Genomic DNA, 21,335 nt, shown 5'->3' with positions numbered 1-21,335 from the left:
TTACGACGCCCGGTCCGTCTGGTCCACGTTCAACGACAGCAGCCGGCACATGCGGAAGCGGCTCGCATCCGTCCGGTCCCTGGTGAACCCCAACTGCTCATAGAACCGTAGCCAGCCGAGGTTGCGCGCGGACGTGCCGGCCCAGGACGGGTCCTCGGGGCCTAGATCCACGATCAAGCCATGGCCGGGATAGGAGCGCTGGAGTTCCTGAATGGCGGTCTGGAACAACCGCCCGCCGAATCCCAAGCCGCGGTAGGCCGGTCTCACCCAGCCATAGAGTGCGAGCCGATGGCCCTCAACCGACAGACGAATGGCCGCCACCACCGCCAGGACCTCGCCGGAACCGGACCGGTCGGGACCGGATGGCTGGGCATTCAGCCGCGCTTGCCAGGCCGCGCGGCGGATGTGGTCGCCGGTCGGTTCCTCCAAGGGCAGCGGGTGCCGCACGGCTTCGAGAAACCGCTCCGCGTACGCCGGTTCACTTCCCCATTCGATCGACAATTCCCTGAACAGCGAGGCAAGGTCGTTCGTCCTGCCCATCGGTTCGATCACCACGACGTGGTCGAGACCCAGATTGAGGTGCTGTTCGGCGAAGCGTACGAACTGCTGGCTGTACATGCCGCAGAGCGTGGGCCAGAAGAGCCGGAAGGTCGGCGTGGAGGTCCAGCGACGGAAGAGGTTCATCCAGCCGCGGTTGAGCGCGTGGACGTGAAACTCGTCCAGATGGACGGCGAGGTAGACCTGTTCCATCAACTGGATTTGCAGGTTGCACGTGTGCAGGGCGGCGCGAGGGTTCATGGGGGTGTCGCCCGGATCGATGCCGAACACCGTCCGCAGTTCCGGGTAGATTTCCAGATCGTACCGAAGGAGATCCGGGTCGTCGCGCAGGAGCCGTTCGAGGTCCCTGAGGTCGTCCGTTTCTCCGAGAAAGGACTCGCGCATGCCCGGAGGCGTGGCTACCCAGTGGGAGCGGAGGGCATGGCAGAGGGTGGAAAAGTCCTGACGGGTTGCGTGAACGGCGGGGCGCAGCACTTCCTGGGTCACGTGCTCGCCCAACCGGCGATAGGATTCGAACTGCGCTTCGTCGAAGAACTGGTCCGACGTCGATTCATGGGGGAACGCGGGGTGGCGCGCGGCATAGTCCAGCACGTCCGACGGCTCGTTGCCGGTCAGCGAGGGCTTCAGGTAGATCAAGGTGCCGGCGGTGGCGTTCGCGTCCACCCGGTCGTAACGGATCAAGCCGATGGCATGGTGGCGGCTGCCGGCTGTTGCCTCGCCTTGTGGTTTGATGTGCTCGAGGTCGATTTCGATATCGATGCCGAGATCGATCCGGATCTTGCGGATGGCGTTGCCGAGATCCTCGAAATTGAGCCGAGGATCGCAGCCGGCATCCACCACGAGGATGCAGTGGCAGCGGCGGAGCACCATTTCGTAGAGACCCAAATTCTCGAAATGTCCGCCGTCGGATAGGTAGACATAGGGGTGGCAGGCATCCGTGAGTCCGAACGCTTCGGCCAGCAGGGGTCTGATCGATAATGTGGGCGACGCCTTCCGATAGGTGTCGGCGCCGGCCGGTCCCGGATTGCCGAGCCACCAGCCCAGCCGCACGTTGAACAGCGCCAACAGGAAGGTCACCGCGGAGGATGAGTGGTAGCCCATGTTGGGGCTGGCGGCGGCTCCTGAAATCGCCAGCGCCGTGCCCAGAGAGAGCGGCTGGCCGATGTAGCGGTTGCCGCCGTAGTCTTCGGATCGGCGGTACCCCAGATTCCAGCTGCCGCTATGGAGGGCGCTGATGGTGAACGATTGGGCCTTCCGCTGTTGCCATGCCAGGTTGTCACCCTTTACCAGGTTCAGCGCGACGTTGATCAGGTGAAGGGGGCGCGGGGTATGCTCGTGCAGGCCGTTCAAGAACAGCGCGGTAAACCACTCGCTCGCCTTCTGTCCGCCGACCGTGCCCGGCTGTTGCAACGCGGTGAGGGGCGCCGTGGAAGCCGGCCCGAGACGCAACTCATGCGCGACGTGGCTGAAGACCTTGCGCTGGCGAGCGTCCGCCAGGTCCTTCTGCAGCGTCGTCCGCATGGTCTGCTGCTGGTCCTGTGTTGGGTGAGGGATCCGCCGATAGAGATCCAGTGCTTTGCGGGTGGGAACGGTCATGTGTTTCGCATGGAACCACCGGGCGATGCGCACCTCGTCGAACCGCATGTCGCTCATCGCCGGGTTGTCGAGGTTGTCGAAGCCGGTAAAGGGGTTGAAGGTTCCTTCCCGCTCCGCTTTCCTGCGTGAAGCCCCCAGGTAGGCGCGGATGAGGCGGTTGCGGTACATCGCGTGGAGTGAGAAGCGGTTGATGTTGATGAAGACGGACATGACCAGCCCGAGCAACAGCACGGTCAATGTGAACCGGAACAGCAGCCACCAAGGTGTATGGTGCAGGACTTGATCGTGGCCCCAGGGATCGGTCCAGATTCCCAGGCCGGTCTGCTTGGGATCGACGAGATCGTTCAGGTGCATGTGGTACTGGTGGGCGAAGAGGTCCAATTGCCAGCTGGCGCCGAGGGCCAGGGCGATAAGCACGCAGACCATGAACAACGGGGCGGCCGCCCGCACCACTAGGTCGGTGAGCGCGGTGACCGTCGACCGTTCTTCCTGCTGTTGCGCGGTGGTCTTGGCACTGAATCCCAAGACCAAGGTCACGAGGCCGGAGAGGCCGCCAAGGGAGGCGGCGACGGTCGGCGTGAGCCAGCTGACGAGGCCTGGGCCAAAGATGACGATGGTCGAAAGCCCCGACCAGATGACCATCACGATCAGCATCCAGGAACCGGTGCGGCCCCACCATTCGCGATCCTGCTCTTCCGTAAACCGGCTGGCGAGCCCGATGAATACCGTGGCGGTCAACAGAAAGATCGCCAGGACGGCCGGTACCGCAAAACCGGCGAACCATTCGGCATACGTTGAGACGACGAGGTGATCGGGCACTTTCGCGAGGGCGCTTCGAAGCAGTAAGCCGCCCAGGCCTCCCGTGGCAATCACAGCTCCGGTTTCTCCGAGTAACCACCAGGAGGGCGAGGCCCAACGTTTGAGCACTGCCATGGCGAAGAGCCAACTGCCGGTATGAAGGACCATGCCGCCCACGATGGCCTGTCCATAGGTGAACCGCTCCGGCGCTCCGCCGCCGTTCCGATACCAGGCCCAAGCCGTGGTGAGGCAGAAGACCGAGAGGATCAAGGGGACCAGGCAGACGCGAAGAAACCATCCTTGTGATTCCAACTGTTGGCACCAGCGGTCCCGTCGATACGTACGAAGCGTGGGACGGCAGAGATGGAGATAAATGAGCGCGACGACGGCCAAGGCCAATCCGCCTATTACCAGGAAGGGCGCATAGCTCTGAAGCGACGCCCCGCAAGCCGGAAGCGATTGCGTACAGGTGTTCAACTGCGTCAGCGCAATGGTCCAACGCGGGATCAGCAGCGGGAAGAGCAGGAGGGGCAACAGGACCATCCAGTTGAGGTGCAGATTGCGCAGATAGATCCCCAACAGCGTCCAGGAATCGGCGGAGAAAAATCCCAAGTGCGGGCTGAGGTAGTTACTGTAGTTTCGGAGCCACTGGATCGGTGGCGGCGCTTCAGCCGAGCCGGTCTTGGGGGCGTGGTTCAGGTCGTCTATCACGCCTGAGAGTCCCCGAGGGTGACGGTGGATCCAGGCGGTGAGCCAGCTGCCGATGTAGCCTCCGCCCGACACGGTCGAGAGGTAATCGAACTTATCCAACAGCTGCAGGCGGGCGAGGGACTGCAAGACCCCCAGCCCAAAGGTGGCGCTGCGGATGCCGCCGCCCGAGAAGCAGAGCCCCGCGCGTTTCGGGTGTCGGGCGTGGACGTGCCGACGGAGTTCGTCGAGAAGCTCTTTGTCTCGCGTTCCGGCGGGATCGTCCTTGGAGAGTACCTTCACGGGGTGGTGATCCGGGAAGGGGCCATCCAGCAGTTCGGTTTCTTCTGTAAGAATTTCAGCGAGTCTGAGGTGCTTGCCTTGCTTCATGGTGGGAAGCTCCGGCCGCTCCGCCTGCTCACGTTGATGGAAAGCAAGGCATGTGCCGCCCACGCACAGTCGGGGAGACAGAAGGCGCTCCGAAGGTCTCTGCCGCCGCTACGCGCCGGTCTTATCGAATTGGATACAGGCTGTATCGCAACCGATACGCGTGGATTAATGCCGCCGGTCGCGCTGCATGAGCTTATCGGTGTAGGCCAATAGGATGGCCGACGCCAGAAAGGTCATGTGGATGAAGATTTGCCACTTGATGTGCTCGATGGGCACATTGGCGACGTTGACGAAGGCCTTCAACAAATGGATGCTGGAAATGCCGATCAGGGAGGCGGCGAGTTTGACCTTGATCGTGCCGGGATCGACATGACTCAGCCAATCCGGCCGGTCGGGATGGTGCTCCAGATCCAATTTGCTCACGAAGGTGGCATACCCCCCGATGACCACCATGGTGAGCAGGTTGGCCACCATCGTAATGTCGATCAAGGAGAGGATGCTCAGCATGAACAGCGTTTCGCTGTGGTCGCGAATATGGAAGACCATGTCCCACAGTTCCGCCAGGAATTTGTAGGCATAGAGGAGTTCCGCGACGATGAGGCCCCCATACAGCGGCGCCTGGATCCAGCGGCTGCCGAACACCAGGGCTTCGAACAACTGTTCGACTCGATTATGGGGAGCTGAGAACGACGATGCGGGTTGGGACGGGGACGGATGACTCACGCGTGCACTCGACCTCCTGGTGAGCGCGTATCCTAGTGGGCGCGTGTGATTCTGTCAATCGTGGGGCGCGGAGAAAATCGCTCGGCATGCAGCACGAGCGGTCCGACCGCTTCCTGCGACGGCCTCGTCATCGAGGGACTGTCCGGCGAAGGAGTCGTGTGGCTGAAAGCGACGCCCGGGACCAGTGAGCCAGAATACAGTCGGCCAGTTGGCGTTCGCGGATCGGTTTCGTGCGGTAGGCTACCGCACCGGCCATCCCCGGCATGTGGACATCTTGGCCTGTGCTTCGAGACTCAGGCCGATGCCGGTGTCGATGATCTCAAAGCGGAGTGTGACGGAGGTGGGATCATCGTCGATGCGCAGGACCTGACGGATCCGGCCGGGGTCTCCCATCACCTTGCGCGGTGTCTGGGCGTCGATCAGCCCGACCAATTCCAGTTCTCTACACTGGGCGGTCGGCGCCAACATGTCCAGCGTGTCTTCGATGGTGAGCCGCAGGTCATGGGGGTGCGGATTTCGTGACTCATGGTGGCGAGAAAATCGGCCTTTGCCTGCCCGGCGCGGATGGCTTGATCACGGGCTCCGACAACTCCCAGTTCTTCTCGGCCTGCTTGCGGGAGGAGATATCGCGCACGATGCCGGTGAATTTCTTGCCGCCATCGACCAGCATCATTGCTGCGAAGGCCCATCACCTCGCGGCCGACCCCGATGACCTTTTTCTGATCCGACGAAAGGTAATTGAACAGGTATTGATCGTGCTCGGAATGGTAGGGCTCGGGCAACTCTGATGGCCTTGGAGCGGGGTGACGATCACGCGGAACCAACGGCGAAGGAACGGGCTGGAGCTTTCGTATTCGTAGGAAAAGGCGCGGATGGTGCCGTCCAGGATGTGGCGAATGCCCTGGCCTATGTGCGAGGCGTCCTGGTGGGCACCGGCCGCGTCGCAGATGTGCAGGTAGTTGAGCCCGACGCCGTGGCCCTCGCCGTTGAAGCCGTTGGCGGCGGCAAAGCGCTTCCAGGCTTCGTTGACGGCGAGAATGGTCCCCGTGGCATCGAGCACGGCGACATTGGCCGGCAGGACGTTGAGGATGTGGGGGGCAGCGCGCTGTCCGGTCGCGGTCTATGGGGCAATGGATGGACGGGCGTGAGGCATCGTTCCGGTTATCCCTCAGTCCCCGTCTTGCTGTGTGTTTGGACGAGCCAGCGATCAAGGATCGCCTGCAGGTCGGTCGGACGAATCGGTTTGGCCAGGTAATCGTCCATCCCTGCGGCGAGACATCGTTCGCGGTCCCCCGACAGGGCGTTCGCCGTCATGGCGATGATCGGCGTGTGTGCCGTTCTGCCTTCTTTCTTACGGATCAGAGCCGTCGCCTCGAACCCGTCCATTTCCGGCATCTGGCAATCCATGAAGATCAGCGGATAGGGGCTTCGTTCCTGGGCTGTGACGGCCTCCAGCCCATTGGCCGCCACATCGACTCGATACCCCAGCTTTTCGAGCATCTTACAGGCGACTTTCTGGTTGACCGGATTGTCTTCTACCAGCAGGAGGCGCGGTGTGCCGGACCCGCCCGACTCCGCCAAGGTGTGACGGGTAATCAACGGTTGTGGCGTTACGACGCCCGGTTGGGAGACCGGACTCGGCCCCTTCAGGAGCAGGGTCAGGCAGTCGAACAGTTGGGCCTGACGGATCGGCTTCGTCAGATAGGCGTCGATGCCGAGGGCCTGGGCCTTCTCGCCGTCGCCGCGTCGGCCGACCGTCGTGAGGATGACCACCCGCAGCCCGGAGGTGAGCGGATCGTTCTTCAAGCGACGAGCCGTCTCGAATCCATCCATGCCGGGCAGGTAGAGTTCGATCAAGGCGACGTCGAAGGGTTTCTGGGTGACCGAAGCCGTCATGGCCATGTCGATGGCTTGATTGCCGTTGAGCGCGCAGGTGCAATCCATCCCGCGACTCGTCAGTTGTTGTCGAAGGGTGCGTTCGGCCCTGCCGTTCTGCTCGACCAGCAACACGCGGCAACCGTTGAGTGCGGCCCACGAACCCGCCGAGGCGGGCGGCGCGATGGCTGCTTCGGGGAGGCGTACGGTGAACCAGAACGTGCTGCCTTCACCGGGCTGGCTCTCGATGCCGATCTGGCCGCCCATCTGCGCGACCAGTCGTTGGCAAATGGCAAGTCCCAGCCCGGTCCCTCCGAAGCGACGCGTCGTGGAACTGTCGGCTTGGACGAAGGCTTGAAATAGGCGTGACTGGACTTCCGTGGGTATGCCGATGCCGGTATCGGTGACGCTGAAGCGGAGGAGGTTCGGATCTCCGCTGTCGTCTCGTCTGACATGGACGAACACTTCGCCCGACGGGGTGAATTTGATGGCGTTGCCCACCAGGTTGACCAGAATTTGCCGGAGACGCCCCGGATCGCCCTGTACCCCCATCGGGACGGCGGCCTCGACCAAGCCGACCAGTTCGAGCCCCTTCCCCTGCGCCTGATCCGCGAGCAGGTCGAGCGTATCCTCCACCGTCAGTCGCAAGTCAAAGTCGATGTTTTCGAAGTGGAGTTTGCCCGCCTCGATTTTCGAGAAATCGAGAACGTCGTTCACCAACGTCAGCAAGGCATCGCTGGAGCGGCGCACCGTGTCGGCAAAACTTCGTTGCTCCTCGGTGAGGGCCGTTTCGAGCAGGAGATCGGTCATGCCGATGATGGCGTTCATGGGCGTGCGGATCTCGTGGCTCATGGTGGCAAGGAAGTCGGTCTTGAGTTGAGCGATGCGCAGGGCCTCATCACGGGCTTGGGCCAGCGCCGCCTCGGCTTCCTTGCGGCGGGTGATGTCTTTGCCCATGGCCAGAAAGCCCGTCAGCGTGCCGTTTTCCTGACGCAGCGCCGTGATAGTCAGCAGGACGGTCCGGTGAGCGCCGTTCTTGCATACATAGGTCCACTCCCGCTCGTCGAAGCCTCCGCTCTCGGCGTTCCGAGTCAAGACCTCGAACCCCTGGATGGGGCGGTCATACAGTTCGCTCAACTGACGACTACGGGCCTCCAATTCTCCGGGAAGGTGGAAGTGGGGCAAGAATCGCTCGCCGACTATCTCGCACGCGGCATACCCCAAGAGGTGTTCCGCTCCGGCGTTGAAGGTGGTGATCAGGCCCTTCGGATCGGTGGCGATGATGGATTCGTGGGTTGCGCCGTTGAGGATGGCGGTCAGTTGCAGGTTCGTGGAGAGCAGGGCTTGCTCAAGATGTTTGCGGGCGCTGATGTCCGTCGCGATGACCTGTATGGCGGGTCGCCCCTCGTGGGTGATCGCGGCGGCGGTTACTTCCACATCGATGACAGTCCCGTCGAGTCGCACCAATTGCTCCTCGATGGGGGAAGCTACTTGCCGGCCGGATTCCATTGCCACGATCCGTTCTGCCACCCGCGAACGGAAGGTGGGATGGACGATGTGCATGACGGGTTTTCCCAGGAGGTCGTGTGCGGTCTTGCAGCCCAGCAATTGCAGGCAGGCTTGGTTGGCGAAGACGATCTGTCCCCCGCAGTTGACGAAGATGGCGTTGGGGGAGAGCTCCACCAGGGCGCGGTATCGGGCTTCGCTGGCCCCCACCTTCTCCGCCATGGTTTTGGCGGCGGTGATGTCGACTGCGATTCCGGCCAGGCGAGAGACCGTACCCTTCTCATCCCTGATTGGAAAGCTGCGGTCTCGAATCCAGCGGACGGCTCCGCTCGGTGTCACGATGCGGTAGTCCTCGTCGTAGGGGAAGGAGGCCTGACAGGCTGAGGCGTTTGCGATACGTTCCCGATCATCGGGATGGACATGTTCGAGCCAAGAATCCGCTCTGGCGTAGAGGGTGGCCCGCGGACATTCCCAGATCGTTTCAAACGCCGGGCTGACGTACAGTACTTCATGCTTGTCCGGGGTCGTGAGCCAAAAGACGGCATCGATATGTTCGGCGAGTTGACGGAACCGCTCCTCACTTTTTCGGAGATTGGCCTCGATCCGTTTCCGTCCCGTGATGTCGCGGATCATCCCGGTATACTTGCGCGCGCTCCCCACCTGCATTTCACTGACCGACAGATGAATGTCGATACAGAGACCGTCTTTTCTTTTAGCTACGACTTCCCCGCCTATGTCGATGATGGACCCTCTGCCGATGATCAGATGGTTGGCGAGGTACTCGTCGTGGTCCCCGCGGTGCGCCGAAGGCATGATCATGCTGATGTTCTGTCCGACCAACTCCTGTTCTTCGTATCCCAGGAGAGTGACCAGGGCGGGATTGACCTGTTCGATCTTGCCATGGTCGTCGATGACGACGATTCCTTCGATCGCCGTCTCAAAAATCGAGCGGATCTGGGTCTCGCTGGCGCGCAGGGCCGACTCCGCCTGCTTCGATTCGGTCAGGTCCAGGACGGTGCCCGCCATCCGGATCGGCTGCCCTTCGGCATTGCGGTGGACGAGGCCGCGGCAATTCACATGGCGAACCTCACCGCTAGGACGGATGATGCGGCAGTCGATATTGTAGGAGACGTGCCGATGGAGGGCAGCGTCGACCGCCTCTCGCACCCGCAGCAGATCATCCGGATGGAGCGCGCGGAGAAAAAGATCGTACGTGGGGGAGATTTGGTTCGGCGCATAGCCGAAGACCCGGAACTGTTCATCGGACCAGCGTTCGGCCCCTGTGACGATATCCCATTCCCAGGAGCCTAGATGGGCCAACGCTTGCGCATGGTGGAGCGCCTGCTGCTGATCGCGAATCTCCTGTTGCGCCCTGGCCTGTGCCTGTTCAAGTTGTTTGCGTTCGGTAACGTCCAGATGGATGCCGGCGGCGCGAATGGGGGCTCCGCCGGCATCGCGTACCAGAACTTTCCCGCTATCGTAGACCCAGTGCCAAGCTCCCGACTTGTGACGCAATCGATGTTCGCTGCAATATACCGGGGTTTCTCCTCGCAGGTGAGCGGCCACGGCTTGCATGATTGCCGGTTTATCGTCGGGATGGACCAGCCGCTCCCAGGCCCGCACATGCGGTTCGATCTCCGCCGGCTCGTACCCCAGCATTGTCGCCCACCGCTCGTTGAAGACCACCTGGCCGCTGGGAATGTGCCAATCCCAGGTGCCGATTCCGGAGCCCTTCACGATCATGTCGATCTGTTCGGCTTGGGTTCTGGCGGTTTCCTCGTGCACCCTCAGGAGTCGTTCCAACTCGTCGATGCGCGCCTGTTTCGGATCGGCGCCGCACAGGGCGTTGATGGGCTGGGCGCCGCGGACGGATGAGCCGGCGCGGTTCTCGGGGGCCGCCGTTCCATCGACATGGGGAGCCAGCGCAACTTGTACGGAGAGGGCGAGGGATTTGAACAGTTGGGCGACGCTCTCAGGAATCGTATCTCTGCTGAAGAGGATGACGGTGAACAGTTCGTTGTCGGGCAGGACGGCACCGAATCCCAGCACGGAACGGACGCCGAACGGTCCGACAAACTCCTCCTGCGCCGGCACATAGGGGCTGCCGGCGGCCTGGAGAATATGGAACACATTGAAGGCGTGTTCCTGCCGATCGACCAAGAGGTCGGCGGACGGCTGGGTGCGAGAGGGAAGGGACCAACCGATTTGATGAAAGAGTTGGCTGAACATGGGCAGCCGATCGACTTCCTCCGGAGAACTGAGCGGGATCACCCGAAATCGACCGGACTGGGTGGGATCATTCCAGCCGGGGATCACTCCCGCGCTGCCCAGCAGGGTCAGGCAGGCGATGGAGGGATCGGCAGGCGCGCCGCCTATCCGTTGGGCGGCCAGGCGCTGCAGTTCGGGTGCGAGCCGGTCGTAGCGGATGGTTTTGAACAACCGAACGAGTACGCAGGCGGGCTGATCGGTGCCGAGTATGGTGAAGGAGCGGTACAGATGCGCGACGATGCGGCCGGCCACGTCCTGGAGGCCGGTTGCATCGTCGCCCAGCCGGCGCAGGGCCGCGCTGCAGGCCGTCATGTCGCCGAGATGGAAAGAGGGGAAATGGTACATGCCGACAGAGTGCCTCGTGAAGGCCGAGGGGCTGTGTGGCTACTCTGTCGGCAGTGAGAAAGGCGAACTTGAGCGACGGCGCGGAACGCCGCCGCTCAGGACAAATGTTTCAGATAGAAGGCGGCGGCTTGGGACCTCCTGGTCAGATGGAGTTTGGTGTAGACGTTCGCGAGGTAATTTTTGACCGTCTTGTCGCTCAACCCGAGTTCGGCGGCGATTTCTTTGTTGGTCTTCCCCTGGGCCACGAGCGGCAAGAGTCGTCGCTCTTGCGGCGACAGCAGATGTTGCCCCCATTCCGGTTCCCGGTCTGCAATCTTGCGAAGATAGGCGAACGTCTGGCGCGTCGCTCCCGGATCGAGGAAGGATTGCCCCTTGGCCAGCGAGCGTAGGGCCTGGAGTAGGGTCTCGTTGCCTGCGTCTTGTAGAACATACCCATGTGCCCCGGTCGCGACGGCGGACAGGAGAATGGTGTCGTTGAGGTTGTCCGCGAGGAAGAGGAGCCGTGTGTGCGGGAGATGCGCCAGGATTTCCTTGGCGGTGTTGATGCTCTTCCCGTCCTGGGCCCGGAGGTCCAGGATGACGATGTCGGGCTTGGTGTGAAGGAGGAGCGGCAGCGCCTCCCCGCGGGAGGACGATTCGCCGGCGACGGCGAAATCGTCCTGCGTCGCCAAGAGCGTACGCAGTCCGACTCGAACGAGTTCCTGGGGATTGACGATGAATACCTGTGTGGTCTTGGTTTGTGTCATGGTCATGATGTGGTACCCAACTCTTGTGGATGGTCTCCTTCTGCTCCAGTGAATGATTGCATGCTCCGGGCCGGGCCCGTCACGGAGCGGCGACGGTGATGCCGCCGCCCCGTCCGATCCCGTTCCCGGCCGCTCGTCGCTGTCTTGCTGATGGTCTCTGCCATGCGCACCTAGGACACTCCGACCAAGTGGCTCATATGGTGGGATTGTGTGGCGGCCATCGGGGCGGTGCCCGCGACGCCCACATCCACACGCGAGAGCGCGAGGACGATATTCTTGCCCCCGAATCCAAAGCTGTTGATCAGCGCCCGGTCGAGGTGGACCGAGCGTCCCCGTCCCGAGACGTAGTCGAGGTCACAGGTGGGGTCCGGCGTTGTCAGGTTCAGGGTAGGAGGAATGAACTGGTGCTCCATGGCTTTGGCGGTGCCAATGACTTGGAAGGCTCCGCTGGCCGCGAAGGCATGTCCCAGCGCCGCCTTGAACGAGCTGACCGGGACACGGTAGGCGTGGTCCCCCAGGACCTGCTTCAAGGTTTCGGTCTCGAGCGCATCCAACTCCATCGTGCCGAGCCCGCAGGCATTGACATAATCGACTTCCTCAGGGAACCAATGGGCCGTCGACAGGGCCAGCGCCGCCGCTCGACGTTGCTCGTGCCCGTCGGCCGCCGGCTTGATCATCGAATGGGCGTCGCAGGTGAAGCCCCACCCTTCGAGCTCGGCGTACATTTTGGCGCCTCGGGCGCGCGCGTGCTCGTACTCCTCCAGAATGAAGCAGCCGGCCCCTTCCCCCAGCACCATGCCGCAGCGTGTCTTGTCGAAGGGGCGTGGGAGATTGCGGATGGTTCCGCGACCATCCGGCGCCAGCGCGCGGCCGGCATCCATCGCGGCATAAATGCTTTGATGCAGCGGAGCTTCCGTGCCTCCCGCCACCACGATTGCGGACTGGCCGGACTTGATCCATTCGTAGGCGCGGCCGATGGCATTGGCCGTCGAGGAGCAGCCGATGGAATAGGTTTCACAGGGACCGTGCAGTCCCAACACGATGGCCACCTCGGACGAGATGGCGTTGGGGAAGGTCATGCCCATGGTAAAGGGATTTACCCGTCCATAGGCCGTTTGCCTGGCGGCGTCATGGAAATCGAAAGCTTCCTTTAACCCGCCGATGGAGGTGCCGATGCTGATGCCGATGGCGGCACGATCTTCGTGCTCCAAATCAATGCCCGAGTCGCGGGCCGCCATCATGGCGGAAGCCACAGCGAATTGCGTGGCGCGCCCCATGCGGCGCGCCTGTTTCCGGTGCAAAAAGTCTTCGGGGTCGAAATCCTGGACCTCGGCGGCCAGACAGGCCTGAAAGGGAGAGGTGTCGAACGACGTGATCGGTTTCACCGCGCTCTCGCCCCGGCTCAACAGATGCCAAAACAGATCGACGGTGCAGCCCAGGGGAGAGACGACGCCCATCCCCGTGATGACGACTCGACGTGATGCAGAGCGCTTCATAATGTCCTCCTGTGTGTTCAAGAGAGGAAAGGTTGTGTGTCGTCATGACGCGTGCCAGACGTGCATGTGTTCGCGATGCGCCTCCGGCAAGGCCGATTCAGGATAAAAGGTAGCGTAAAAGTCTTCGTCGAGATGGTGCGTTTGACAGGCCACGACCGACTTGCACGCGTCGACGTGCGCCGGGAATCGTCCGTACGTCGCCTGCACATATTCGGCAAAGGCGATCGTGGCGGCGACCGCTCGCTCGGAATGTTGCGGGACCCGGCTGGCGGAGGCCGCGCCGGTCCACGGCTGTTGGCCGGCTTTGCGATAGGTGCCTTCCGGTCCGAACTTCGCCTCCACCAAGCGGGTCACCGCCTCGGTCATCGAAGGGACGAAGGGCGGCGTGGGCCCCTCCCACAGGTCTGGCAAACCAACCGGATTGGCGCGCAAGGGTTTCCCGGGCGGCACCACGAAGCGGAAGCCTAGACCCGGATAGAGGTGTGGCTCCAGCCCCAGCAGATGACGCCCGCTGCCGACGCTTTGAATGCCGCCGCCCAAGCCGAGCGCCTGCTGCATCAGCACGATGTGCTCGCAGATGATGCCTTGTTCCTGAACCGCCGTTTCGCTGATGGCAGCCTCCAATTCGCGCAGGCTGAACATGCGGCGCATGGCGAGATCATCGTGCAGGTGCCCGCCGGCGCTCTTCCGGAACGCATCGAGCCCGCAGGCGGCGTTGCCGTTGTCGGTGTCGACGATGAAGTACCCGCTTTCTTCGCTGAACATCATCAACAGCAGGTTGAGGTACAGGAGCGCGAGGTTCGTGACGGGGATGAAGAGGGTTGTGCCGGGACGGTTCGTGTACCACTGATTGAACGGCAGCATGAAGGGCGCCTGCCGCGGGATCTCCAGCCGCGAGTCTTGCAGTTGTACCACCTCCAGATCCCAGGGGTGGTCGGGGGATGCGGACTCGGCGACGAAGAAGACGCCGTCGTCGTTGGTGTAGAAGAGCTGGGTCGTATGGGCGGCACAGGGGCTGGGGACCGTGCGGCTCCGGAAGTTCATCAAGGCGTTGCCCTGGCCGTGGTTGGCGCCGGGACGACCGGTGAAGTGCATGTCGCCCAGATTGCGGCCCGTCTTACCGACTGCGGCATAAATCAGATACCGCTCCTCTTCCCGGCTCAGCGGCAGCGGTTCGTGCCGGCTCACATACTGAAGAGGGCCGTCGGGCAGCGTCATGCCGCGGCCGAATCGTCGGGTCTTTCGTTGCTGCAGTAGATCGAGGAGCGTGAACGTGGCTTCCATGGAGGCAGGATGCGTCGCGAGTTGTTTCATAGGGTCCTCCTTCCCGGGCTGTGAAGGCCTTCCGGGCCGGTCCGGGTTCTTCAATCGTTGGGGACTTGATGCGTTCCACGAAGCACAAGCTCTCGTGGACGCACCCTACTAGAGGCGCGGGTAGACGTCACCTACCCGTCGGGGTAGGCCGACAGGAGTGGGCCGGTTCCGCCTCCCCGGATCGGTCACTGGGTGACGGGCGGGGGAGAACGAATCACTGAGGCTCGCGTGCGTTAGTTGGGTTGGTCGGGTGAGGCGAAGCGATCGTCGCTCGACGGCGACAGGGGCGTGGCTCGGTGTTGTTCGCCGTTCTGCCAATAGGCGATGGCGCTCCACCGATTTTCGACGCCGATTTTCTGAAAGATGTTCTTCAGGTGGAATTTGACGGTGTTCAGACTGACCTTGAGAATGACGGAAATTTCCCAGTTTGTTTTGCCTGCGGCGACCCAGCGCAGAATCTCCTCCTCGCGTTTGCTGAGGAGGACCGTGGCGGGGGCCTGTGGCTTCCACGTAGAGAGGCAGCGTTGGAAACTCAGATGGAAGTGCGGCGTCAGGATGTCGAGCAGCAGCCGGAGCCTATCCGTTTGTGTGGGCTCGAAGTTGCTGAAGGCGAAATAGGAGCAGGTGCCGGTGGCTCCGCGGACTCCGGAGGACAGGCAGGTCTTGATGCCATAATCGAGCTTGAGGGAGGCCACTTCTCTCGATTCGGCGGCGGCCGGCTGATCCGCGCTCGACGTGACCGTTTGTCCGGATGTGATGAGCCGATGCACGGCGGGATCCGTCGCCAGACCTTGCCCCATGTAGAGCTGACAAAACTCCTTGGGATACGTAGAGTGGCCGAGGGAGGGTTGAATGCCGTGTAGGAGGTTGACGGCGCCGCATCCGGAGAATTCGAACGGGACGACCTGTTGTACGGCTGTGACCAACTGCCACACGCCCTCCGGTCGGCTCAGGGCGCGGGCTTCATACATGATTTCCCCGAGGCGTTGAAATTCCTTTGGGGAAAACGCGGCCTGGCTCATCTGGTGCTCTCCCGGTCAGTGCGGCGACTCATGATAGAGAAGACGTTTCAACACGGTGCTTCCACAGGAGTGATGATGCGTCACAATCAAACAACTACGACCGGATAGCCCTACCCGATTGTACTGTCGATGGCAATCCGTATATAGGGCCATTCGACCCTAGTATAAGGTGCCTAAGGTAGGAACGGCAATGGAAGAAAGCAGGAGGGAGAAGGGCGAACCTAGCGCTGAATTTTCAAGGTCGGCCCCAGGGTCAGCCACTTGGTGGGGCCGAGTGCGGCCATGTGCGGGAGGTGTGCGACGTACCAGAAGACAATGTCCTGCTCCTGTACGCCTTGGTTGTCTTCGTCGTATCCGAGTTGACCTCTGGCGCCGAAGGTCCACGGTACATCTTCGGTCGGCTTCGCTCGGCGAATGGCCACGTCGTGATCACCGAATTCGTCCCGTTCGCCGTCGTCCTTGAGGGGCAGATAGCCGTCACCAGGGAGAATCCACACCCCGTGCCTGGTCGGTTGGTCACGGACGAACCAGACTCGGTGCGTCGCGGGGCTTTTGACATCGTTCCGTTCATTCGTATATTTCCGCCAGCCTGGTCCCCAGCCTATGTCCGGCCCTCCGTCATCGCGCACGAAGACCTGATCCAGACCGTTGCCGTTCACGTCGAAATCCAGCCGCCAGTACGGGTGATGATGGTGGTCGGTGTTACAGGACAGCCCTCGGCTATGCAGGACGGGACGTATCTCGCCGTCTTCGGAGAGGTGCCAGGCCTGGTAGAGGTGGTATTCTCCGATCCTCGCGTAGACGCCCAACTCCAGCCACTTCACGCCGTTCACGGTGGCGCTCTCGATGCACACCTTGTTGTCGGCGCAATTGGCGATCGGGGCCAGATCTTGCCATCGCAGCCGGTCCTGGAAGGGCCCGCAGCGGCCGCTATCGGCGCGCGATCCGAACCACGTAAACGGATTCCACCACACGCGCTCCTTGACGTACTTGACCCGCACGACCGGCATACTGGCCTTGCCCAACACCAGCTCGCCGCCATAAGAGACGTTGCGCAGGGCGAGGCCGGTGTTGTCCCTGACCTCGTAGTCGAGGGTCCAGCGGCCCCATTCCAGATGTTCCGCCGTCGTTTCTGCGGAGCCGGTCGGGGGAAGTGTGAGGAGTGCGAGCCCCAGGAGGAGGCCGAATGTCATCCGTCTCATGCCGATTCCTTTCGCCTAACGCGGCGGCTCTTCGCCCGCCTCCAACACGCGGTCGTCGGTCAGGTCCACGACGGCCCAGAACTTCGGATCTCCAGCCTGCCCCTGCGAAAACGTGATCCAGATCGTGCGGTGCCCGTACCCCGGATCGTTCTTGAAGAAGCCCTTATCCGGCTGCATCAGCAGACCATGACCCTGCAGCGTCTGCACCTTGCCTGCCAGCCGCGAGTCGGCGCGAGCCAAGTCAATGCCTCGCTGGACATCTTGCGGCCCTTCCGGCGGGAGGTACCCATCTCGGCGCGTGGCTTCGATGACCCGCTGCTCCTTCAACCTGACCTCGACCGCGACATTTCCGCTGTAGCTGAAGTAGAGGAGTCTGGCGAACTGCGCGTCGTCTCGGCAGCAACCGAATGAGGCTTTGCCGTCAGGCGCGATTCGATCCGCCTCGATGAAGCCCCAACGGGCTCCCAGGAGCGAGGCCACGCGCGGATCGGCCTCGGCGGCTTTTCTGAGGGCGGCGATCTCGGCGGCGGTGAGCATCGCGTTCGTCTTCGGGGATCGTGTCAGCAGCGGCGCTGCAACCGTGCCGGCCATCGCTGGTTTCAGATGCTGTCCCGGTGTTTCATCGGCGGTGAAGGCGACCCCATGTCTGGCCGGCACCTGCGCGGGCAGCGCTTGTTTCGGGATGGCGGTTTCAGGGTCTTCGGGGCCGAACGGCCCCCGCGAGCCTGCATCGAGCGTACAGCCGGCGCCGACGACCAGGAGGAACGATAGGTATATCCACATGGCGAGGTGAGTTCTCATCATGTCAGGCCAGCGCCAATTTCCCGGCGACGCCGAGGGCGAGTTTGGAGACCTGCGCGGCGGCCTTGATCACCGCGGCTCGCCGCTTGCGCGTGGCCGCATCCAGCACGGCCTTGCTCAAAAGATCTTTGTAGCCGGTGATTTCCTCTGCTTCGAACGGCACGATGCGCGCGACGGTCTCGTTGTTGAAGGTATTGGCCAGCTGTAGGTACAGGTTCGCAATTTCGGCCGCATAGATGCCGCGCCGTAGAGGGTCGTTCTTGTAGGTTTCGAACTTCTTGCGCAGGGCGGCCACGGCTTCAAGCAGCGCCGTCTGCCGGACCTTGGTGTCGTCTTCCCGTCCGACGCTGAATTCCACCGCTCCGAGCTGGTCCACGAGCACGCGCGCTTCCTCGCGGGCATGGTCCACCTGCGTGGCCAATTGCTCGACCTGCGTCGTGGCGGACTCGGCGGTCTCCATCAACTGCTTGATGAGATTGTCGTTGTCTTGAAGAAAGGTAACCACACCCTCGATGCTGCGGTTCATGGAGGCCTCCGTTACTGTCCCTCTTCTCGCTGCATTCGGTCGAGGAGTTCCACGAGATCGGCGGTCAGGCCCTGCGCGCGCTCCAAGCCGCCGATGCGAAGAATCCGTGCCCCGACCACTTCCTCCAGTGCGTCATTGACCGTGCGGGAATGGTCCAGGACTTCCATGATCCGTTCCGAGCTGCCGGGGGCCTGATCCAGCAGGGCGGATACCAGTTCGGGATCCACGGAAGCCAGGGCCGACTGTTTCGCGAAACGCTGGATCTCGGCGTGGAGGGTGGCGGTCCGTTTCCAAGAATCGTTGAGCGCATTGGCCGTGTCTCGGAGCCCGCAGAAGTCCTCCTCAAATTGATCCCACACGGCCTTCTCCAGCCCCTGCGCGTCGGCCATGTGGATGAGGCTCAAGAGATAGGCGGCGGCAAACGCAGCTTCGCCCTTTCGGTTGGTCACATTCCGAAACGCGCCGAGCGCGAAGCGATGTTTGGCTTCCATGGTCTGCAGGGATTTGAAACTCACGTGCAGCTGGGCACGCGCCTGCTCGAGCAGTTTGATGCGCTCTTCCGTTTCCTTCTGAAAGGTGTCGATGTTGGTTTGGGCCGCGTCGATCTTCGTGCCTTCGAGTTGGATGAGGTCGCGGACCGACCCGCTGTGGATCGAGTGGCACCCGGAGGCCGTGAGGAGCAGCCCAAGGAGGGCGACCAGGGACAGATTGCGTCCGACCATCGGAGACTCCTTCCGCGCGCGCGAGGTTCGCAGGATCATCGGCGCACCTGCTGCAGCGCTTCGCCCAGGGATTGGACTTCGCTCCGGTCAAGGGTGACGTCGATATCGAGGTAATGTTTGATCATGCCGTTGATCCGGCGCAGGGCCTGGACGTTGGTGCGGTACCGGTCGAAGGCGGAGAGGTCGAGGGTGGAGGGCTTTTTGGAATCCTGCTCCACCAGCTGCTCCACTCTGGAAATCAGTTCAGGCAGTTTCTGAACCAGATTGCTCATGTCGCCCGTGCCGGCCAGGAAGAGCGGCTGTCCGTTCGGGCCCTTGCGTTCCGGCAATGATTTCAGGCGGATATCGTTGACCACAGCCATGACCTCGGGCCCCAGCACAGCGGCATCATCCAGCGCCAGGTCGGGGTCCGCCACCTCGATGAGTCTCGGGTTGGTCGTCGCCCACTGGAGCGCCAAATTGAGCTTGAGCCTGGTTTGAATATGGCGGTACCAGAGCTGATGGCGCGTGGTGATCCGGCTGACGAGCTCGCGGTACTGCTGCATGAGTTGTTCGTTCTCGGCGTAGGCCTGGTCCTTGACCGCCAACGCCTGCTTGATTTCGGGCGGGGTGGTGCAGGCGGCGACCGAGGCGAGCAGGAAGAGACTGAATATGCGCAACATCCTCATCGGGACGCCTCCCAGTGAACGTCGTGGGTCAGACAGCGCTACGTAGAGGCAAGCTACGTACCTGGTAACCAGCCGCAATGGCTTCGCCAGGGTAGCCGGAGAAATTCCACGCTGCAAGCGGGAAATCCGCGGTGGATCAGGATTGAGACGGTCCAGGGGATCGGCCCGACGGCGTACCCAATCCGATACGGGTGTATCGAAGGCAATACAGGTGTTGACGGAGGGCGATCACTCCACGGAGGAGGGAACGAGGGCCTTGCGAAGGGCTGCGATCGTGGCGGGACTGAGACCTGCCGTCTTGAGTTGCGCATCGCCGGCCTCGGCGATGTGTTGCAGGCTGCCGAATTGTTTCAAGAGTCGTCGCCGGCGGACTGCGCCGATGCCCGGGATCTCATCCAACTGCGAGGCCAGAAGGGCCTTGCCGCGAAGGGTACGGTGATACGTGAGGGCGAACCGGTGGGCCTCGTCCCGAATGCGCTGGACCAGGTGGGTGGCGGGAGAGGTGGGCCGGAGCCAGATGGGATTTTTTCGGCCTGGCAAAAAGATGCGTTCTTCCTTTTCGCCCCGGGCCTTGGCCAGGCCGATGATCGGGATGTGCTCCTGCCCCACCTGCTTCAAGCCTTCCAGGGCGGCGCTCAGTTGCCCGAGGCCGCCGTCGATCAAGATGAGGTCCGGCCTGGCAAGGTCTTCCGTGTGGCCGTACCGGCGCACCACGGCCTCGTGCATGCTGGCGAAGTCGTTGGCGCCTTCCACGGTCTGAATTCGGAATTTGCGGTAGTCCGATTTCTTTGCTTGTCCGTCCTCCCACACGACCATCGAGGCGACGGACTGGTTGCCCATGATGTTCGAGATGTCGAAGCCCTCAATGCGGTTCGGAGCCTGGTCGAGGCGAAGCAGCCGCTTCAGTTCCGCCGTGGCCTGGCGATCCAGCGCTTCGTTGCGCAGGTGGGCGGCGATTGCGGCACGGGCATTGTCTTCGGCCAGCAGCACCAACTGATGCTTGGTCCCCCGCTCCGGCGCGACGATGCGGACGGCCTCGCCTTTTTTGTCGCTCAACCATTGCTCGATCAGGGGCGTGTCGTCGAGTGCCGTGGGCAGCAGGAGTTCTTTGGGCGGCTGGCCCTCCTTGTTATAGAATTGCTCGATTGCGGAGCGGACCAATTCTTCGTCGCTCGTCTCATCGGACTGCGGCCAAAAGAAGTCCTTGCGCCCGATCAGCAGCCCGCCGCGCACGAAGAGCAGCTGCAGGTCGGTGGCGGTTCCTTGGCGGGCGAGGCCGACCACGTCCTGGTCGACGGCGGTGATCTGGGTGATGCGTTGTTTCTCCAAGGTCCGCTCGACGCTGAACAGCCGGTCCCGCAACCTTGCGGCCTCCTCGAAGGCCTCCCGTTCCGCCGCCCGTTCCATTTCCGCCCGCAGACCGTCGAGCAATTCGCGATCGCGCCCCTCCAGGAATTGGCGGACCTGTCTCACGATGGCATGGTACTCCTCCCGAGACTGGTTGCCGATGCAGGGCGCCATGCAGCGTTTGATCTCGAACTCGATGCAGGCGCGGTCGGCTTGGCCGTCGATGTCGATCTCGCAGGTGGCCAGCGGAAACACCTTCCGGATCACCTTCAGGGTTTCACGCAGGGCACCGGCGGGGGTGTAGGGGCCGTAATAAAGCGCGCCGTCCTTCTGGACCCGCCGGACGATGGAGAGGCGGGGAAAGTCTTCCTTGATCGGCAAGCGAAGGTAGGGATACTGCTTGTCGTCGCGCAAGACGATGTTGAATCGCGGGCGATGGCGCTTGATGAGGTTGCTTTCGAGGATCAGAGCTTCGAGTTCGGATCGCGTGACGATGGTTTCGAGATCGGCGACCTCGTTGACGAGGAGGGCGGTCTTAGGGCTTTGGTCGCTGCCCTTTTGGAAATAGGAGCGGACCCGGTCCGCCAGGACGGCGGCCTTCCCGACGTAGAGGATGTCCTTTTTCTCGTTTCGGAACAGGTAACAGCCCGGCTGCTCCGGCAGGCGCGCGAGCTTGGATTGCAGCTGTTCCGTCATCATGCCGTCACCATCGTGGCAGGATAACAGGAACCAAGCCTGCGGCTCC

General features: G+C 62.5%; 16 protein-coding genes. All 16 read right to left on the bottom strand.

What is annotated here, in order from left to right; genetic code table 11:
* Complete coding sequence (locus tag HRU82_08485) at window positions 1–4,029, bottom strand: patatin-like phospholipase family protein (GenBank protein QOJ34980.1); 4,029 nt, start codon at window positions 4,027–4,029, stop codon at window positions 1–3.
* 165 nt (window positions 4,030–4,194) lie between these two features.
* Window positions 4,195–4,752, bottom strand: a complete 558-nt coding sequence (locus tag HRU82_08480; protein QOJ34979.1) for a TIGR00645 family protein — start codon at window positions 4,750–4,752, stop codon at window positions 4,195–4,197.
* A 240-nt stretch (window positions 4,753–4,992) separates the two neighbouring features.
* The gene (locus HRU82_08475) at window positions 4,993–5,220 is read right to left on the bottom strand and encodes a hypothetical protein (protein QOJ34978.1); all 228 of its coding nucleotides are present in this window, start codon (window positions 5,218–5,220) and stop codon (window positions 4,993–4,995) included.
* Window positions 5,221–5,275: 55 nt separating this feature from the next.
* Window positions 5,276–5,425 carry a hypothetical protein gene (locus HRU82_08470; GenBank protein ID QOJ34977.1) on the bottom strand — a complete coding sequence of 50 codons (150 nt, stop codon included), beginning with the start codon at window positions 5,423–5,425 and terminating at the stop codon, window positions 5,276–5,278.
* Between the two features lie 15 nt (window positions 5,426–5,440).
* The gene (locus tag HRU82_08465) at window positions 5,441–5,812 is read right to left on the bottom strand and encodes a hypothetical protein (GenBank protein QOJ34976.1); all 372 of its coding nucleotides are present in this window, start codon (window positions 5,810–5,812) and stop codon (window positions 5,441–5,443) included.
* Window positions 5,813–5,913: 101 nt separating this feature from the next.
* Window positions 5,914–10,746, bottom strand: coding sequence for a PAS domain S-box protein (locus HRU82_08460; GenBank protein ID QOJ34975.1), 4,833 nt, complete (start codon window positions 10,744–10,746; stop codon window positions 5,914–5,916).
* A 95-nt stretch (window positions 10,747–10,841) separates the two neighbouring features.
* The gene (locus HRU82_08455; GenBank protein QOJ34974.1) at window positions 10,842–11,498 is read right to left on the bottom strand and encodes a response regulator transcription factor; all 657 of its coding nucleotides are present in this window, start codon (window positions 11,496–11,498) and stop codon (window positions 10,842–10,844) included.
* Between the two features lie 164 nt (window positions 11,499–11,662).
* Entirely contained in the window at window positions 11,663–12,988 is a 1,326-nt protein-coding gene (locus HRU82_08450) for a beta-ketoacyl-[acyl-carrier-protein] synthase family protein (GenBank protein QOJ34973.1), read from the bottom strand.
* Between the two features lie 42 nt (window positions 12,989–13,030).
* Window positions 13,031–14,302 carry a hypothetical protein gene (locus HRU82_08445; protein ID QOJ34972.1) on the bottom strand — a complete coding sequence of 424 codons (1,272 nt, stop codon included), beginning with the start codon at window positions 14,300–14,302 and terminating at the stop codon, window positions 13,031–13,033.
* A 233-nt stretch (window positions 14,303–14,535) separates the two neighbouring features.
* Window positions 14,536–15,324: an autoinducer binding domain-containing protein gene (locus tag HRU82_08440; GenBank protein ID QOJ34971.1), complete on the bottom strand. Its 789-nt coding sequence runs from the start codon at window positions 15,322–15,324 to the stop codon at window positions 14,536–14,538.
* A 221-nt stretch (window positions 15,325–15,545) separates the two neighbouring features.
* Entirely contained in the window at window positions 15,546–16,526 is a 981-nt protein-coding gene (locus HRU82_08435; GenBank protein QOJ34970.1) for a hypothetical protein, read from the bottom strand.
* 15 nt (window positions 16,527–16,541) lie between these two features.
* Window positions 16,542–17,309, bottom strand: a complete 768-nt coding sequence (locus tag HRU82_08430) for a hypothetical protein (GenBank protein ID QOJ34969.1) — start codon at window positions 17,307–17,309, stop codon at window positions 16,542–16,544.
* Between the two features lie 22 nt (window positions 17,310–17,331).
* On the bottom strand, window positions 17,332–17,853 hold the full coding sequence (locus HRU82_08425; GenBank protein ID QOJ34968.1) for a hypothetical protein: 522 nt from the start codon (window positions 17,851–17,853) through the stop codon (window positions 17,332–17,334).
* Window positions 17,854–17,864: 11 nt separating this feature from the next.
* Entirely contained in the window at window positions 17,865–18,575 is a 711-nt protein-coding gene (locus tag HRU82_08420) for a hypothetical protein (protein ID QOJ34967.1), read from the bottom strand.
* A 35-nt stretch (window positions 18,576–18,610) separates the two neighbouring features.
* Window positions 18,611–19,243: a hypothetical protein gene (locus HRU82_08415; GenBank protein QOJ34966.1), complete on the bottom strand. Its 633-nt coding sequence runs from the start codon at window positions 19,241–19,243 to the stop codon at window positions 18,611–18,613.
* Between the two features lie 228 nt (window positions 19,244–19,471).
* A complete protein-coding gene (gene uvrC, locus HRU82_08410; GenBank protein QOJ34965.1) occupies window positions 19,472–21,289 on the bottom strand; it encodes an excinuclease ABC subunit UvrC in 1,818 nt (605 codons plus the stop codon).
* Window positions 21,290–21,335: the final 46 nt, after the last annotated feature.

Source organism: Nitrospira sp., assembly GCA_015709715.1.
Classification (GTDB): domain Bacteria; phylum Nitrospirota; class Nitrospiria; order Nitrospirales; family Nitrospiraceae; genus Nitrospira_A.
The sequence above is the reverse complement of the archived record's forward strand: the minus strand, read 5'-3'. Positions and strand labels throughout refer to the sequence as shown.

Excerpts from the sequence above, each read along its gene's own strand:
- HRU82_08435 (QOJ34970.1), bottom strand. The coding sequence starts at position 16,526 with ATGAGACGGATGACATTCGGCCTCCTCCTGGGGCTCGCACTCCTCACA.
- HRU82_08460 (QOJ34975.1), bottom strand. The coding sequence starts at position 10,746 with ATGTACCATTTCCCCTCTTTCCATCTCGGCGACATGACGGCCTGCAGC.
- HRU82_08420 (QOJ34967.1), bottom strand. The coding sequence starts at position 18,575 with ATGGTCGGACGCAATCTGTCCCTGGTCGCCCTCCTTGGGCTGCTCCTC.
- HRU82_08425 (QOJ34968.1), bottom strand. The coding sequence starts at position 17,853 with ATGAACCGCAGCATCGAGGGTGTGGTTACCTTTCTTCAAGACAACGAC.
- HRU82_08450 (QOJ34973.1), bottom strand. The coding sequence starts at position 12,988 with ATGAAGCGCTCTGCATCACGTCGAGTCGTCATCACGGGGATGGGCGTC.
- HRU82_08485 (QOJ34980.1), bottom strand. The coding sequence starts at position 4,029 with ATGAAGCAAGGCAAGCACCTCAGACTCGCTGAAATTCTTACAGAAGAA.
- HRU82_08455 (QOJ34974.1), bottom strand. The coding sequence starts at position 11,498 with ATGACCATGACACAAACCAAGACCACACAGGTATTCATCGTCAATCCC.
- HRU82_08415 (QOJ34966.1), bottom strand. The coding sequence starts at position 19,243 with ATGAGGATGTTGCGCATATTCAGTCTCTTCCTGCTCGCCTCGGTCGCC.
- HRU82_08470 (QOJ34977.1), bottom strand. The coding sequence starts at position 5,425 with ATGATGCTGGTCGATGGCGGCAAGAAATTCACCGGCATCGTGCGCGAT.
- HRU82_08430 (QOJ34969.1), bottom strand. The coding sequence starts at position 17,309 with ATGTGGATATACCTATCGTTCCTCCTGGTCGTCGGCGCCGGCTGTACG.
- uvrC (QOJ34965.1), bottom strand. The coding sequence starts at position 21,289 with ATGATGACGGAACAGCTGCAATCCAAGCTCGCGCGCCTGCCGGAGCAG.
- HRU82_08445 (QOJ34972.1), bottom strand. The coding sequence starts at position 14,302 with ATGAAACAACTCGCGACGCATCCTGCCTCCATGGAAGCCACGTTCACG.
- HRU82_08475 (QOJ34978.1), bottom strand. The coding sequence starts at position 5,220 with ATGTTGGCGCCGACCGCCCAGTGTAGAGAACTGGAATTGGTCGGGCTG.
- HRU82_08440 (QOJ34971.1), bottom strand. The coding sequence starts at position 15,324 with ATGAGCCAGGCCGCGTTTTCCCCAAAGGAATTTCAACGCCTCGGGGAA.